Annotated in this window: 15 protein-coding genes and 2 pseudogenes; 6 read left to right on the top strand and 11 right to left on the bottom strand. The window is 63.5% G+C overall.

The genetic code is table 11. From position 1 onward, the window contains the following. Position 1 precedes the first annotated feature (1 nt). Together G5V59_RS26010 and G5V59_RS26005 are read right to left on the bottom strand one after the other, a co-directional pair. On the bottom strand, positions 2–664 hold the full coding sequence (locus tag G5V59_RS26010) for a hypothetical protein (protein WP_278258435.1): 663 nt from the start codon (positions 662–664) through the stop codon (positions 2–4). A 531-nt stretch (positions 665–1,195) separates the two neighbouring features. Next, positions 1,196–1,582: a hypothetical protein gene (locus G5V59_RS26005; protein ID WP_278258434.1), complete on the bottom strand. Its 387-nt coding sequence runs from the start codon at positions 1,580–1,582 to the stop codon at positions 1,196–1,198. A 936-nt stretch (positions 1,583–2,518) separates the two neighbouring features. On the opposite strand from G5V59_RS26005, the gene G5V59_RS26000 reads away from it, so the two are divergent. Further along, positions 2,519–2,857: a hypothetical protein gene (locus tag G5V59_RS26000; RefSeq protein ID WP_278258433.1), complete on the top strand. Its 339-nt coding sequence runs from the start codon at positions 2,519–2,521 to the stop codon at positions 2,855–2,857. A gap of 1,020 nt (positions 2,858–3,877) precedes the next feature. Here the strand turns inward: G5V59_RS26000 and G5V59_RS25995 are convergent. The 9 genes and pseudogenes from G5V59_RS25995 to G5V59_RS25955 form a co-directional block, all read right to left on the bottom strand. After that, positions 3,878–4,978: a hypothetical protein gene (locus G5V59_RS25995; protein ID WP_278258432.1), complete on the bottom strand. Its 1,101-nt coding sequence runs from the start codon at positions 4,976–4,978 to the stop codon at positions 3,878–3,880. Between the two features lie 680 nt (positions 4,979–5,658). Beyond that, positions 5,659–6,651 (bottom strand): hypothetical protein, encoded by a 993-nt coding sequence (locus G5V59_RS25990; RefSeq protein ID WP_278258431.1) that lies wholly within the window; start codon positions 6,649–6,651, stop codon positions 5,659–5,661. 19 nt (positions 6,652–6,670) lie between these two features. Next, positions 6,671–7,336: a hypothetical protein gene (locus tag G5V59_RS25985; protein WP_278258430.1), complete on the bottom strand. Its 666-nt coding sequence runs from the start codon at positions 7,334–7,336 to the stop codon at positions 6,671–6,673. Between the two features lie 38 nt (positions 7,337–7,374). Next, positions 7,375–7,773, bottom strand: coding sequence for an ATP-binding protein (locus G5V59_RS25980; protein ID WP_278258429.1), 399 nt, complete (start codon positions 7,771–7,773; stop codon positions 7,375–7,377). Between the two features lie 41 nt (positions 7,774–7,814). Further along, positions 7,815–8,432, bottom strand: a complete 618-nt coding sequence (locus G5V59_RS25975) for a DNA cytosine methyltransferase (protein ID WP_278258428.1) — start codon at positions 8,430–8,432, stop codon at positions 7,815–7,817. Between the two features lie 510 nt (positions 8,433–8,942). Further along, complete coding sequence (locus tag G5V59_RS25970) at positions 8,943–9,365, bottom strand: very short patch repair endonuclease (RefSeq protein WP_278258427.1); 423 nt, start codon at positions 9,363–9,365, stop codon at positions 8,943–8,945. A gap of 57 nt (positions 9,366–9,422) precedes the next feature. Next, positions 9,423–9,744 (bottom strand): annotated as a pseudogene (locus G5V59_RS25965) (Lsr2 family protein). A 981-nt stretch (positions 9,745–10,725) separates the two neighbouring features. Continuing rightward, complete coding sequence (locus G5V59_RS25960) at positions 10,726–10,983, bottom strand: helix-turn-helix domain-containing protein (protein ID WP_341351040.1); 258 nt, start codon at positions 10,981–10,983, stop codon at positions 10,726–10,728. Then, the gene (locus G5V59_RS25955) at positions 10,980–11,480 is read right to left on the bottom strand and encodes a hypothetical protein (RefSeq protein ID WP_278258426.1); all 501 of its coding nucleotides are present in this window, start codon (positions 11,478–11,480) and stop codon (positions 10,980–10,982) included. Before G5V59_RS25955 ends, G5V59_RS25960 begins: the two co-directional genes overlap by 4 nt. A gap of 538 nt (positions 11,481–12,018) precedes the next feature. Between G5V59_RS25955 and G5V59_RS25950 the strand changes: the two genes are divergently transcribed. The 5 genes and pseudogenes from G5V59_RS25950 to G5V59_RS25930 all read left to right on the top strand — a co-directional run bounded on the left by G5V59_RS25950 (position 12,019) and on the right by G5V59_RS25930 (position 15,046). Then, complete coding sequence (locus G5V59_RS25950) at positions 12,019–12,408, top strand: hypothetical protein (RefSeq protein ID WP_278258425.1); 390 nt, start codon at positions 12,019–12,021, stop codon at positions 12,406–12,408. Then, positions 12,309–12,719, top strand: a pseudogene (locus G5V59_RS25945) (ATP-binding cassette domain-containing protein); the annotation flags it as partial. The gene G5V59_RS25950 and the pseudogene G5V59_RS25945, both read left to right, overlap by 100 nt. After that, positions 12,697–13,212 (top strand): ATP-binding cassette domain-containing protein, encoded by a 516-nt coding sequence (locus G5V59_RS25940; protein ID WP_278258424.1) that lies wholly within the window; start codon positions 12,697–12,699, stop codon positions 13,210–13,212. The pseudogene G5V59_RS25945 and the gene G5V59_RS25940, both read left to right, overlap by 23 nt. A gap of 56 nt (positions 13,213–13,268) precedes the next feature. Beyond that, positions 13,269–14,441 (top strand): hypothetical protein, encoded by a 1,173-nt coding sequence (locus tag G5V59_RS25935; RefSeq protein WP_278258423.1) that lies wholly within the window; start codon positions 13,269–13,271, stop codon positions 14,439–14,441. 95 nt (positions 14,442–14,536) lie between these two features. After that, positions 14,537–15,046, top strand: coding sequence for a hypothetical protein (locus tag G5V59_RS25930; RefSeq protein ID WP_278258422.1), 510 nt, complete (start codon positions 14,537–14,539; stop codon positions 15,044–15,046). Positions 15,047–15,954 lie beyond the last annotated feature (908 nt).

Here is a 15,954-nt window from a genome sequence, read left to right as displayed (position 1 = left end):
GTCACCGGGGAACTTCAGGAAGGAGCGCGCCGGGCTGGTGCCGTCCGCCGTGCCGGCCCGGAGAACCGACGAGCCTGCCCTGGCCCGAGGGGAAGTTGCTGCTCACCCAGGTGTCCGCGTTCGAGTAGAGCGTGAACTGTGGGTCCACGGTGACCGGGTAGACCGTGTCCGGGTCCGTCAGGAACGCCATGTCCGGCTTGAGCACCAGCCGACCGCCGGCCGCGGTGTCGACCACGCTCGCGCTCACCGGCTCGACAGACGGGTCACCCGAGGTCGCCGTCGCGCTGACGTCCTGCGGCCCCGGGGCAGAGGAGTCCCACATGATCGGCCGCGGCGCTGCTGCCACGACCTCGTGGCCCTTGGCGCTGGTCGTGATCTCGACGCCGCCCGCGGCGTTCGTGCGGACCTCCGCACCCGGCGTCGTGACCGGGATCGTGAGACCGACCGGCGCGACCTTGCCGTCCGCGCCCGCCTTCGGCCGCTCCTCGAGCACCACGTTGTGCGTGAAGCCCGACGCCGTGGCCGTGACCACCAGGTCACCACCACCAGCAACCACATCGCGATACGTCGCCGACGCACCGTCCAGCACCGGCTCCGGCAAGCTCGCTCGGCCAGGACCACGACACCTTGCCCGCGCCACCGGGACCGTCGTCCGGAACGACATCGGCGAAGACCTTGTCCCCACCCGCCGACAAGGACAGACTCACCGGGCGCGTTCTTCGGCACCAACCGGCCGCCGACCTTGACCAGCGTCAGGTCGATCGGCGCCCACTCGCCCTTCTCGTCCTGGGCCCGCACCGGCTCGGAAGCGGACTCCGTCGTCCAGGTGCCGTCCGGGTTCGCGAACACCTGCGTGAACGCATCACCCTGCGACAGGTCCTCGACCCGCTGGCCCGCCGACTGAGCCGCGACCATCGCCGCCACCGCGTCGCTCCGCGGCGACACATCCACCTTGCGAGCGGGCTCCGCCGCCGCAGGGGGAACCGCCACCGGCGACACGACGGGCTGAACGGCAACCGCCGACAAGGCGACCGCGAGGCCGAGCGTTCCCAGACCAAGACGACGACGAACGACAGGCACCACGAGCAGCCCACTTCCTCCGATAGCCCGAGGTCGACAGCCGACCCGGGAACAACTGCAGGCGTGACTCTCGCACCGACCGCTCGAACGTGTCTTTGATTTCCGGGAAGTTCGATCAATTGATGTCACATCTGGAAACTCGCTCGACACGTCGCATGACAAAGCCCCCCGCCGAGACGAGTCTCGACGGGGGCTTTTGCTGGCGGGCCAACTGACCCAACTGTGGAATCACTCCGTATGGGCTCAGGCGGCGCAGATCCTCGCTGACCCCAATGCCTACGCCCGAGATCCAGCCCTCGACGTGCCCACAGGCCGCCGCCAAGCCCAGCGCCGCCTGAGCGAACCAACCTGGGCCAAGATCGCCTCGGAGTACCAAGAAGGCTTCACTGCCGGCACCCTCGCCCGCCGCTACGGCATCGACGACCAGACGGTCCTGAACCAACTCCGCGTCCGGGGTGTCGCGATTCGCGCGCGGCCCGCCGCCATCGCGCCAGCCGATCACGCAGACCTCCTGGCTCGCAAAGCCTGAAGGCTGGAACAACGCCCAGATCGGTCGGCACTACGGCTGCAGTCGACAGGCTGTCCAACAAGCGCTAAAGCGAGCCGCGCTCCTGACGGACGGCGCCAACTGAGATACAGCCATCCCCGTAGAACAAAGTATTGAGCGCCTTTCTACAACAATTTCTCCATTTACATTGGTCCACGCCAATTGCATAGTGTCTTCATGGCAACCAAATAAGGATAGGAGTCATCATGGCAACCAAACGCAAAGCACTAACACTTGAGGATCTTCTCGACGTAGTCAAACAAGAGAAGGCTCACACCTAAAGTCTAAGATCTTTCTTAGCATCGACGAAGAAGGCAATGAGATGTACGGGCTCGCTTCATTCGGAATGGAGAAGGGAGAATTGGTGCTCTACCCGTCCAATACTGCCGAGTACCGGTTATCCGATTGGTAGTCGCCCGCTTGGGGCTCAGGTCGCGATCGAGAGTATTCCCGCGAGCACCAACAACGAGGCAATGGAGATATCAACCATGCAGGAAACACCACGTGAAAAGTCAAGTAGACGAAATGGGTGGCTCGAATATCAAAGTGAGCGACTCCGGCGAGTTCATAGACGGTTGTCTCTGCGGAGGCAGAGACTTCTATACAGTCGTCGCCGACGGCGGCCACTACCGCGAGATTGAGCCCGTAGTTGTTTGGGACGATTGTGGCCTGCGCCAGTTGCGAACAACTTTGGTCAGACGCCGGTGCACTTCTGGCTCACCACTCTCATACCAGACGGCTGGCGCAACTTGATATTGACAACCAACTCACGACGCAACCGCGTGCAACTACTCTGTTAGGCTTTGGAATAGGAACTTCTACTTCTGCCGGCTTGGAAGGCTCCATTCGAAGTCCGGGCAATGTGCGCAGGTACAGGAAAGAGAGGGCGAATTGAACTACGACGAGACCGTGGCATCAGGCGCTGAGCAGTACCGCGACGTTCTTGACGCTCTCGACGCGGTGGGCCTCGGCGGAGAGTTCATTCAAACCGGAGGAATGTGCGCCGCCCTCGAAGTCATCCTTGATGGTGGCTACTACCTTCTATTCACCGACCAAGAAGACACCCTGGCTTGGCGGCGCGAGGACCATCAAGGGTGGTTAGTTGGCCTATATCAGGCCGACGAGAGACGAACGGTCGACGGTCCGCTGCGTTACCTTCTCCATCCGGACGGATCGCCCGAGAAAGCCGTCGACTTGGCGCAGCGGGTTCTCAAGGGCGAGACGCTGTAGCAACGCTTGGTCCGCGGTCGACTCGCCGCGAATATCGGAGCACCTCATCCCTTGCCCGGACCGTGCGTCCATAGTCGTTCTAGCCGCCGAACGCTAGGCGCCCAGTCGGCGCCCGGCTGCGAGACGCGCCCTGACCCCGCGCTCGAGTCGACTTCACTCAACTTCCCGCAAGTACTGCCGAATCAGGCCTTCCAGATCCCGTCGCTTGCTCGCCTGAGCCCAAGCCAGACTTGTCTCAACCTCGAGTCGCCAAAAGTTGAACACCTGGTCGATCCGGCCACTCAGTGACGCGTCCCTCGCGAGGCGGCGTCCACGACGTAGGTACGAAAACGCCGTGACATAGGGGTGCTCCGTGACCCGGTTGGCGGAGGCACGACGGGCTTGATCCACCGCATTGAGCCCGTCAAAGAATGTGTCCTCATCAAGGCTGCGCCGTGGCGACCGAGCGTCTCAACAAGACCGTTGCGAGAGTATTTAGGCTGAGCCCATCCTCATGTCGGCTCACCGCCTCTCGGGCCCACGCCTCTGCTCGCTCATACCGAGGACGTGAAGCCTCGAGTTCCGCGAGAGCTCGCTGCTCCCAGAAACGAGAGTTCCAAGAAAAGATCGACTCCAGTTCCTCGTAAAAGGTCGCGACTCGCTCCCTTCCGAACGAGGCCACGACCCGCTGCGCGTCCATCAGCCTTGGCAACAAGAGAGACCTCCCGCGTCCTCTGGGAGATGGTGGTGGGGTGGACGTAGGGCGCCGCAGCCGAGACCAAATCCACTGTCGCCACGTACCGTCGGTCTGCCGTAAGCACCTGACTCGACGCTCGAGCCGCCAAACCCCAGTGCCGTGCGGCAACCCCCCCGCGGGGACCGGCGTGGATGAGGCGCTGCAGTGGCGCAACGCTCAGCCTGCGCCCGCAGGTCGCTTGCCGTTACAGGCTGCCGCTCGCGCGAGGACTCCCGCGCTCAACTCCACACGCGCCTCGCTGGCGAGAAGGACGATGTCCAAGATCCTTCGCGCGGTCGGTACGGTCACCTCCTCGTAGGCCTCGACATACCTGGCAGAGAAGGTCCGACCCCGTGTGACAGCAGCGAGGCCGTCAACGAGCGACGCCTTGTGGGTCTTAGCAAAAATTCTATGCGCTCCTCTTCATCCAAATCGAGAAGCACGTTGAGGCGATTATTTCGGCTCAGGGTCTCAAGGAGCGTGGCAATTTCTCGTGGCGCCAGGCGGTCAGAAACACGGATCGGCCGAAGCGCATCGCCAAGATGCAACTGGAGGGCGGGCAAACGGGATGAACGGATGCTCGAAACCAACACGACCGGCGTACCCGAGTCCGCGCACAGTTCCTCTAGGCTCGCCGGCGGCGTCAGCGAACTCGTCGATTCGCGGGACCCGCAGCAAAGCCTACGCGCACCCTGTTTCGCCATCCAATGGATAGACCTCGGATCAAACATCCCGTCGCCGCAATACTCAAGCACGTCGAATCCGGAACCGACCGCATCTTCGAGGAACCGCATCTCCGCCGTCGTCGTACCGCTCAACTCCCCGTGAAACGCCAGAACCCGCAGACCGCTTGTTGGCTTCACGTCAGCCATCTTTGGTATGTGCTGGATAGCACGTGGGGCATCGAGACCGCGGCGAAGGTCGCCCCACGACGGCTCATCACCGGCGTAAAGGTCATGCCAACGGTCGGTGACGTCAGCGGGCTTACGAAACGATCGCAGAAAAGACAACGCCAACGGATTCAGCCCCTCTGTTCCGGGAACCTGAGCCGACGCGATCAAGGAAAGTGTGCTCTCCCATTCGTCATTTACTGCTTGAAAGAACCCTTTGGCTTCCATGCGGACGGGGATTAGCCCGGCTTGCCTTAACCGGAATTCTTCGAATTCGGTGAACGTCGGCTTGACGATGATAGACGGCCGAGAAGAATCGGCGGCATCCCCGAGCAGTGGCCTAGCCAGATCCAGTTCGTCGTCCAGCGAGGCACCGACGACCACCGTCGGAACCCCGTCTACCCACTCATCGGAGAAGATCTTGTGCGCGGCGCCACCGCTGGCCGCTGCCGACAGGTATTCGAGTGAACCGAATACGAGCGGACCGTTCGAAGCGGCGCCATGCAGGTGAACCATCCGCACCTTATCCAGGGGATCGCGACGCGCAGTCCATGGGTCCTCCCAAGCAGCGACTTTGAGTTCTTGTCGAGCCCGACTACGAAAGACCTTGCGGTAGGCGTTCGTAACAACATCGTCGATGTTGAGGTTCCAGATTACGCGCCACGGAACCGTGACGAGGTGTGCATACCAATCAGCCTACGGAGCAACCGGTGAACCACGGCCTGATGACCTCGGCAGGCGAACGGGACCCCGCGACTCCCCGCCTCACTTAGAACTACGTCGTACACCGGCGCAGCGACTGGTCATGGCCGCCGGGGATCTTGTAGTGGTCAAGCAGCCGATCGCGGAGTCCGGCTCCTCCTAGCAGTTGTTCCCCCAAGCCGTTCGTACATCCCAAGCCTGGCACCGGCCCCCAGCACCAAGGAATACTCGGCCGTGGCAAGCCCCTCCAACAGGTCTCTCCATTGACTCTCGTCGAGTTCAGTTGGTCTCACTGTTCCCCGATCAGCCTTGGCCTTCTGCGCAAGCATTTGACGCACTCGAGTGATTGATTCCAGAAATTTTGGGCGTGATCGGTTCTCGCGGCCTTGAACAAATCAGAAGCCTTCACGCAAGCGCGTCAAGAACCTTGTTCAGATCGGTGACATTCTTGTTCGCCTCCAGGTAGTGCGCGTATTGAGCGCGCGCCTGGTGGATCAACTCCTGGTACCGAAAAACCCGGCCGTTGATCTCCGCGACGCGGTCGCGCGAATAGTCTTCGACCTTGCGTCCGGGGGGACCTTCTTTGCCGACGGTTGCTCGCCAACCACAAAGATCACTTCGAATGGCTCACTTCCGCGGCCAGTGTCATCCAAGATCTTCTGAAGCGCCGTGACGTAGGAATGTCCTTGGTCGTACAGGACGTCGATATCAGGACGAACCTTGGGCCGCTTGAGCTCAATAACTACATGACGATTCTGAACGTTGCAGTATCGAAGATCGAATCGCTTTAGCGGATCCTCGGCCGGGCGGGGTGCACCCATCCTCTTGGCGGCCTCGAATACGCGTTCTTCCATTTGTGCATCCTGCGATACCCGATCCCACGCCGGATCCAAGAGCCAAAGGTTCTTATGGAGACTGGTCTGCAGGACCTTCTCCAGTACGTTTTCTTCAACATCGGAGTTGAAACTCTCGACCGTCTCCATCCGGGCGCGGATTAAATCGAGGTACAACGCAGATTCGTAGTCATCGAGTGTCCCCAACGCGTGCAGCACGTCTTCGCTTTTCATCGTGGTCAGCAAGTTGATCCGGTCGAGATCCTCACGAAGCCCGATTCTTGCAAACGCCACAATCCCGGACTGGAACAAGCGCTTCTTGTCCTTGGCCGCGTCGCTGCTCTCAGGGATCGAAAGAGCCTCGATTGTGCCCATCAACTTGGTTGCAGGACCTCGCTGATACTTGGGAAGTCCCTCGATCCACTCCTTTACGGCTGTGTTGTTAGCGAGGACTTCCTTCGCCTTTTTCTTGGGCCGCCAGTCCGACCACTGGTCAGATGCCTTCAACACCGCGTCGCGGATGAACTTCCGGAGCGCCTCGACGCGAGGGTCGTCCTCCATCAGCCGCTGCCGATCACTGGTCGCAATGTCATCCAGCAGATCTTCGTCCAGGAAATCGGCACGGATCTGTCCAGTCAAGTAGCTGACGAACACGCGGCTGAAATCAAGCCGCTCAATGATGCCTTCCTGGATCGGCCGGCCGCGCGACAGAATGATGATGTTCTTGAGCGAGCCCGCCTCCTTGTCCTCGACGAGCCTGATCGGGCTTGGCGACGGTGCCGAACCAGCCGGTGACCTTCCAGGTCGAGTCGCCGGGCACTGTATCGGGGATGACGGTTCGCTTGACATCATCCGCAAGGTTCTCCGCCGGGACGACCTCGCCTCCGAACTCCCAGATGTACTCAAGTTTCTTGAGTTCCACGCGGTCGTGGAAGCCGATGGGATCGCCATTGATCGTGACGTAGAAGGTATTCTGGAGCTCGCCTTGCACCTCCGTGCGCTCCTCGGCGCTCAATTCCCCTTCAAGCCGGTTGCGGGCATCCCTGATCAAGGTCTGGATGCGCACCAACGGCGGGGTCTTATCGTCACCGGGCACTGTCAGGGACAATACGTCGAAACGGCGAGCGACCCGCTTCCGCAGACCCGCGATCGCCATGTCGAGCCGCTGCCGCTTGAGCGACGACAATCTGATGATCGTGCCGTGCTTGCCGAGGTCATCTGTCGGCTTGATCGGGTCAGGGTGGTACGGCTTGTTTTCTGCAATTTTCGCCCGAAGGTCGTCCACGTCAATCCGTAGCGCGTTCCGTTCGCCGTCCCGAGCGGAATGCACCTCGACCACCCGGGCGATCGAGAAGACCGACAGACTTGCCGATCCCCTTACGCCCCATGAAGGGGCGCGACAGCGTGCCGCTGACACCTCCCTCGGTATGACGCTTGGGATAGCCGACCGTCAGGAATCGCTCGTTCAGGCTGATCCTGCGTCATGCCTGTGCCGTCGTCCCAGATCTCGATCTCGGCTTCGTCGGCGTCGGGATCCCACTTGATCTGCACCAGCCCCGCTTCGGCGTCCCACGCGTTGGCGACCATCTCCGAGATGACCGCGGCGGCATTGCTGTAGAGGTTGATGCCCAACGCCTCCAGCACGGACATGCTCGCCTTCATCTCGAAGGGGTGCGCCTCCTCCGGGCTCTCAGCAACCTCGTCCACCACTGCCTCCTCGTAGGTCAGGATGGGATTCTGACATACGAAGACATGCTCCCTCGAGGTGTCCGTCACATCATGCGGCGTCGGCTTTCCGTGCCGCGCGCACGATGACGTCACCGACAAACTCGTCCGAACGCCGGGGGGACCGCGTTGCCGATCAGGCGTCCTACCGCCTGCATCGACACCTTCTCGCCAGGAGGGACGAACTTGTAGGTGCGGGGAAAGCCCTGCAACATGGCGGCTTCGCGGAGCGTCAGGCTCCGGTCCTGCTCGGGATGCCCGAACCGTCCAGTCCCAAAGTTGAACGCCTGAGTGGTGATAGTCGGCGACGGCTCATCCCAGACCATCCGTCCGTAGAAGGCGCCGAAGGCTCCTGCCGCTCTCCTTGCGGTGGCACGGAGCGAGTAGATCCTCGGGCCAGTCTCTCCACGTGCCGCCGGGGCGTGACGCCCGCATGCGTGCGAGGTTGGTCGGCGAGAGCTTTGCGAGCCGCGTGGAGCGGGTCGCCAGAGTCTGTCTCGCCGCTCTGCAGCCTTAGGAAGGTCGGCGATCGTCCGCCGTACCGTCGTGGCATCGTCTCCTCGGTCCACATTGCCCTGCGGCAACGCGATGTGCCCCAGTCGCGAGGCCACAAGCACCAGCCGTCTGCGCTGCTGGGGCAGGCCGAAATCCGGGCCATAGAGCGTTCGATGGTCGACGACGTAGCCGGAGCCTACGCAGCGACGCCACAAACTCTGCGAAGACCGACAGACGCCGGAGCCGGGGCACGTTCTCCATGGTCACGAAGTCCGGCCCCGTCTCCTCGACGAGGCGAGCGAACTGCTCGAGTAGGTTCCAGTTGTTCTCGGAGTCTGGTGTCGGCGCCACGTCGATGGCTTGAGAAGGGCTGACACGGCGCGCATCCGGCGAGCAAGCGGAACTTCGCGCGCCCCCACAATCGCTCGACGTCCGCGCCCTCCACGTCGCTGACATCGCGAAGAAGGAACTTCGCGTTGATGTTCTCGGTGTAGGGGTACTCGCACGCCGGGTCGAGGTCAACGCCGCCAGCAACTCGTACGCCAGCCTTGCTGAAGACCGAGAGAGAGCCCACCTGCCCCGGAGAAGAGATCCACAGCGGACACAGTCACCATGAGCGTACACACTAGTCAGGACGAGGCACCGTGGCTGGGAGAAACGGCGAGGTGAAGCGGTGACCTTGCTGACCCTCCAGATGCAGGCTGCCGGCGCGGACTCGACTCGCGTCAGCGGTTGGGTCGCGCTCGCACGGCCGACTCGATTGCAGCGGCGACCCGCTCAGGCGACTCGTGCTCCCAGAATCGGAGAACCCGCCAGCCGCGCTTTGTGGACTCGGCGGTCGTCTCGGCGTCACGCTCCCGATTGCGTTCAATCTTGGAGCTCCAAAAGTCACGATTGCGCACGGGCGGAACGAAGTGCTCTGGACAGCCGTGCCAGTAGCAACCGTCGACCAACACGACGACCCGCACCTTGGTGAAGACCAGGTCACCCGTGCGCCTGAGCGTCGATTCGGGTCGGTAGTTGACCCGATACCGCAGCCCTCGCGCATGGACTAACCGGCGGATCGCCAGTTCGGCTGACGTATCGCGTCCGCGATTTCCCTGCATCGTCCGACGCACCGCATCACTCGATGCCCAAGACTCCGCCATGCTTCGACGATACGACCGCTGGCGCCCACGCAGTGTGCGTTCGCTAGGCTCTTCAGGTCAGTGCGCGGCCCCGTACGCGTCGCGAACACTGGCCGGAATCCGGCCGCGAGCAGGCACGTCGAGCCCCTGACCGCTCGCCCACTCTCGGATCTCACTCGCGCTCGGTCCACTCGTCGACTTGCGCTTGGCTCGAGCAGGAGCGCCAGAAACCCGCCGGGCCTGCTCGACGTAGGAGGAGAGAGCACCACGCAGGCTTCGCCGCGTTCTCGTCGTTGAGATCGATCTCGTAGGTCGCGCCATCGAGAGCGAATGTCACGGTCTCGGCAGCCTCGCCGCCGTCAATGTCGTCCTCGAGCAGGGTGATGATCTTCTGCGCCATTGGGCGACCGTCTCACTCGATTCGCCTTGGCCGCAATCTCCCGCGCCGCGCTACCCTGACGTTGTCCCTTCGGCTCCGTGGACCTTGGAATGCGGGTGAGCCGAGCGCATTGTTGCGAACCGCCGCTGTGTCGTCTGCCGATGTGGCAGGGCGCCACTCCACTCGATATCCATGTCCGTGGAGGCGCCCGTGTGCACCAAAGTCCCCTACCCCAACCGTCGGACGGCGCAGGCCGCGCTGGTGTTTCTACAGCGCAAAGGCTGGCCCGTGACGTCCATCCATCCCTGCTATGAAGGACATCCCGGAGCGTGGCACGTCACGCGGCAAAAGCGCCGAGAGTAGTGATCGGTTGCCGGTAGCCTGCTCCCCGTGGCTGCGTCGACTCCCGGAGCCTGCACCGAATGCGGGACACAGGCTGGTTGTGGGTGTCGAGTTCGTTGATGACGGGAGCATCCATGACGTTGACGCTCCCGACCCGACGGTTGCTGTGGATTGGTGTCCCAACGTCGACTGTCCGTCGAACGGGCGCCCTCGATGCTTCCGGCAGATCTCGCCACACGAGTACCGCTGCGTGGTCTGCGGCGAGGTCGTAACGGCTTACGTCGATGCGGTATCAAAGCACCGCCGTCAGCACGAATAGGGATCGACACCGCTCAGGTGCGCAGGTCGCGCCGCAGCAGCGCTGCTAAGGCAATCGTGATGAGCCCGATACACAACGCCAAGTCCTGCGCCAAGCGGTCCTGCGCCGGTGAGGATGGCAGGGAACGCCCAGAGGACGGCAGCACCCGCGTAGACCGGCGTCGACGATAGCCGGCGCGTGGTCAGCGAAGTCGCCAGCCCGAGGGCAGAGGTCTCTGAGCCGAGTCCCGTTGCCGCCCCGCTATGCCGGTAGACGAGCACCCACGGCGCTACGAATCCGCCGATCGCGATGATGACTTGCATGGCGTGAGCCAACTGCTGGTGGGGGCCGATGGCTAGCCGCTATCGCTCGATGCTGAGCAGATCGCCGACATCGCACCCGAGCGCATCGCAGATCGCAGTCAGGGTCGAGAACCGGATCGCATTGGCACGGTTGTTCTTGAGCACGGAGAGATTGACCCTCGTGACCCCGACTCGGTCGGCCAGTTCGGTGAGCGTGATTCCACGCTCGTCAAGCAGCGCATCTAGGTGACACTGGACGCGGTGCAGGCTGAGGTCTCCCTCGCTGTCGGCGTCCTCGCCTCCATTCTTGCGGCTCACACGAGGCCCTTCACGTCTTGCTCAAGTGCGACCCCTCGTCGCCACACGTGGGCGATCGCAAGCAGGGCTCCGCCTGCGGCGATCCCGCCCCACGGCAGCGAGAACAGGTCGTATCCGATCTGGTCAACTCGGTCGGCGACGGTCGAGGAAGCGATCATGCGGCCGAGCACCACATGCTGACCAACCGAACTGACGATGCTGCCGATGCCGAGGACACCGCCCGCGAGTGTCAGCCGGCGAGCGTTCGATGACGTGAAGGGTGACCCACCTCGGCGGCGGGCGACGCCAGCCAGGAGCCACGCCACGGCCGCAATGCCGAGCCAGGTAGCGGCATGGATGATGACGTACGCCCAGCGCTCGCCTGCGGGAGGAGTGAAGAACTGGAGTCGCGGACCGAACGACACTTCGGCGTAGCCGCGCGGCTCGATACCGCCGTCCATCGCACCGAGGTCTCGGGAGACGTCGGAGAGCGCGTCGTTGTCCTCGCGGTCCGACAACGCGATCGGAGCCGACGGCAGTGCACCCCAGGCTCCTCAGTGATGGCGCCGTCACGAGGTCGTCGGTCCCGGCGGCGAAGTCCGGATCGATGATGTGCGCGCCGTTGTAGCCCAGCACCCACAGTGCTGCCATCGCGACGCACGCGATCGCGACCAGTCGCAGCGATGCCTCTGCCGCAGATCGAGCGAGCTTTGTTCATGTGTCTACCCCCGAGGTTGAGTATCGTTCTTCGATACTATCGAATAGCGATACGTTGTCAAGGGCGTCCCGGTCTGGCGTTGGCCTGCCCGCGGTTCCCGGCATCGGGGGCGTCTGCCGCAGTTGACTCGACGCTCGGCGCACATGAGGCCGCGCGCCGAATGGGTCGAGCATCGGGCGGTGTTTCATGTATCCGGAAAGTTGAAAATTGCCACATCCTCACATTCGGTGAGCAACTGTTGACAACACTTCGGTGGAGACCTCATAGTCCAGCGTCGGACATTGTCTTTCTCAGGGGGCTCCATGCACGTCCAGAACCGGTCGATCGCCACACTCTTGGTGGCTCTGGTGTCGGGTCTCTTCATCCTGACCTTCGCGCCGAAGGCGTTCGCTGCGACGGACGACTGGTACTCCAAGACCAGTCCGTTGATCGCGTGGGAGGACGACGCCAAGCAGGCGCTGGCCTACGGCACCGCCTACACGAAGAACACGTACCTCAAGAACCACACCTTCTACCGGGACCCCCGCGCGGGCGGCGACGCCGTCTACACCGAGTCGAGTCTACAGCTACAAGGAGCCTGCCGGCCAGTACGGCGAGCAGTGGGGCTACCCCAACGGCGAGGACCAGAGTGCCCGCGACAGCAGCGGCTCCTGGGTCGACCAGTACGACGCGGACGACTATTCCCACCGACGTGCCAGCCAGGGGCGGGTCTACTACAAGGTGTGTGAAGACCAGAACTTCAGCGGCGACCCCTGCAGCCGCAAGCCGTACTCGCCGTTCAACCTCTGACGTGAGCATCGCAGCACTGGGGGTGCGTTGCTCCTACGGGCGCAACGCACCCCCAGTGGTCAATGTCGATGAGTTCGCGGTGGAGTCCGGTGTATGCGGGCTGGTCGGCGTGAACGGGGCTGGTAAGTCGACGCTACTTCGAACGCTTGCGGGATGTCGGCGCCCTGAGGCGGGCGCCGTAAGCATCGACCAAACCGCCCTGTACGGCAGGGCTCGCCGGAAGGTGATTGCGCGAATCGGCTACATGCCGCAGCAGACTCGATCTGCCGCGCGAGCTCCGAGTCTCGGATGCCTTGGGATACGCCAGTTGGATCCGTGGCGTGCCCTCGTCGACGGCGTCACGTCGCAACCCCGAACTGCTAGAGCGTGTTGGACTCACGTCCAAGGCATCGCACCGCGTCGGCCAGTTGTCCGGAGGCATGAACCGCCGACTCGCGCTTGCCGTTGCGCTTGTTACCGATCCAGACGTCCTGCTCCTTGACGAGCCGACCACCGGCCTTGATCCAGCGCAGCGTGCTGCGCTGCGCGGCATCGTGGCTGGCCTCGGGTCCGAAGCCGCCACCATCCTCAGCAGTCACGTCATGGAGGACGTCGCCATGATGGCCGATCGGGTGGCGGTCCTCGACGAGGGTGAGTTGCTCTACGACGGCGGCATGTCGGACTTCGTCAGCACCTACGGAGGCGCCGAGAAGTCGGCCGAGGCCGCGTTCCTGGCCATCATCGAGCGGGGCAGGCTGAGTTGAGGCACGCACTCACCTGGATTGGGAGTCGCCGTACGGTCGCGCTCGAGTTCGCAGCGATGCTTGCCGCGGGAATCGGATGCGTGCTGGGGCGGGCAGATTCGTGGATCGGGTCTTGGAAACAGGCGCTCGACATGGCTGCCGGATCGACGCTGCTCATCGGGCCGGTTCTCGCTGGCGCGGCAGCGCTGGCGTACGCACGCCTGCGGTCGTCGGCGGTGAGCGAGATTCTCATGCAGGGTCCTCGTGACTGGCTACGCTGGCTCCAGCCGCTAGTGACCACATGGGCGCTCGGATGCCTCGCGCTGCTTCTGGTCGTCCTCGGCACCACGACCGCGGCCAACCTCGCAGGCGCCCCGGCGTATCCGCAGTACATCTGGATACTGCTGCCCGCCTTCGCCGTGCTTGGAGCCCAGACCGCCATCGGTGCGGCCTTCGGGTATGCGGCCGGGCGGCCCTGGACTGCACCCCTCGCGGCAGTCTTCGTGTTCCTGCTCTTCTTGTGGACCGTGAACGGCCCCCTTCCGACCTTCTTCGTTACGGGTGGCGTGACCGGCACGCTCGCGGGAGAGAGGTTCGTCGCGGGTCCGGTGTTTGGCCCGGGGGTAGCGGCCGTCGGTATCGCTGGCGTGGTGCTTGCCGCCGTCCATCCCCGGCTGCTGCTGGCGACCTTGCCGCGCAAGCTCGTGGCGGCGGCCGCGGTTGCCATCCTTGCCCTCGGCTGGGTGCTGACGCCGGGTGACAACGATGCCCGCTACGCGATTGTCGCGGATCCCGCTGTCACCTGTGCGGGTAGCGCGCCGGAGGTCTGCGTGCTTCGGGAGGTCCCGCGTCCGCTCGACGACCTCGCCGAGAAGGCCCACGCCCAGGCCAGCGCCCTCGTCGAGATCGGTGCGCCGGTTCCCCAGCGCTTCTCGGCGTCGCCACATGGGTCGGAACGGCGCGGGGACGGCGTCGTGCTCATGTGGACTAAGGATGAGTCCGCTCGGGTAGTCGGCGATGACTCGGTGACCCGAACGCTGGTCACGCCGGCGGAGTGCGCCGCCGATACCGGTGACGACGTCGAAGCCGTTCCCTTCGATGCCCGACACCTACTCGGGCGCTGGATTCAGGTGCGTGCTGGGCTGCTCAAGCCGGGCAAAGATGACGGGGATCGTGCGTGGCTGACCCGGCCAAGCGAGGCACAAGAGGAGTGGGTGCGGACCACCTACCGCCAGGCTCGCGAAGTGTGACTTCGCGGCCATTCGGATGCCGGATGGATTGGGTTAGACGGACGCTGGCCGTCTACCGTGCCTGGGGGCTCGGGACCGCACTCGGCGTCTCCGTCGTGCTGGCTGGTATCGCTGTGGTTGCCGGCGATGCTTCGCTCAATCTGAGCATAGTGCACAACAGGATCACGACGGTCCATGTGCTCCCGGTTCTCACCGCAACGGCACTCGGCTATCCGCTCGTCGACCGGACTCCGGGTCTCACTGTTCTCGGCAGGCGATCATCAACCTTTGTGCCCACTGTCCGCCTGATTGCGGCAGTCGTGGTCGCACTGCCGGTCGCCCTCGCCTTGGTCCTGATTGGCTGGACCGTCGCCGGAGCGTCGGTCGTAGTTGGCTTCCTCGGGGTATCGGCAGTCTTCGTCTCGCTGCTCAGGATCTGGTACTGGGCGCCCATGCTCGTAGTGATGGTCGCCTGGGTGGCCCTGCGCCCGCCGTACGCCGCGGTCGGCGCAGGCGGCGAGTGGATGGCCATCTCTTTGGCCGCGCTGCTGCTCGGCGGGACCTTCTTCATCGGTATTGAGAGCCGGCGCGCGCTGCCAGGACGACAGGACGGTGCCTACGACTGACCTCGTGTTCCGCAAGGGCCGATGAGCAGGAGGCCCGCCCTCGCTGCCCCTGCCTGGCTCGCGCTACAGCCAAGCCCTAGATCCAGCGCGCCGATCCCTTTACGACGGCCGGGACGCCGGCATATAGAAGGCCCGGCTCCGCATCTTGGACCAAGACCGAGCCAGCGGCGATAACGGCTCCGTCCCCGACGTTGAGCCTGACCGACGACGATTGATCCCGTGCCCACAAGTACGCCGGCGCCGACGACAGGGGGCCGAGGTGTCCACCGACAGAGCGCGCGTGGACTAGGGACCCTTGGACCACCGATCCGTGACCTACAACGACACCATTACAGATGAAGCCACCAACTTGCACATCATTTCCGATTCTGCAGTCGTCGTAAATTCTGGCGCCGTATTCGACCACAACACGATCTCCAATGATGCAGTCTTCACCCACGTAGCTTATGGGCGTCCGCGCGCAAGTAGTCGCCGATGGTCGTTCCGCGGCCGACAAAGGTGAACGACCCGACAGTGCAACCGTCGCCGAAAACCGCCAGCCGTGGAGCCTGCGATCGACCAAGTTGGAAACTCTCACCACCTAGATCGCAGTAGTCGCCCACGCGGGGGAGTTGCCGAACTGGGCGCGCGGATAGCGGACCGCAACCTCTCGCGGGTCTGTGATCATCGACCCAAATCCACCACGTACTTGACGATGTCTCGCGCCATCGGCACATAATGCTCGATAGGCCGTGGGCGGTCGACGAGAGTGCCGATATCGACGTTGCTGATTGTCCAGCCGCTGCGTACGGCTGCGAGCACCAGCGCAATATCAAACGCCCATCCGGGGGGGATACGTCGGCGGCGGGAACTTCGACCGCGAGAAGGCATAGGTGCCGGAGAGACATCTCGGCGGCAACTTGAGCCCT

Source organism: Nocardioides convexus (genome assembly GCF_011090295.1).
This window is presented reverse-complemented; position numbering and strand designations above follow the sequence as displayed.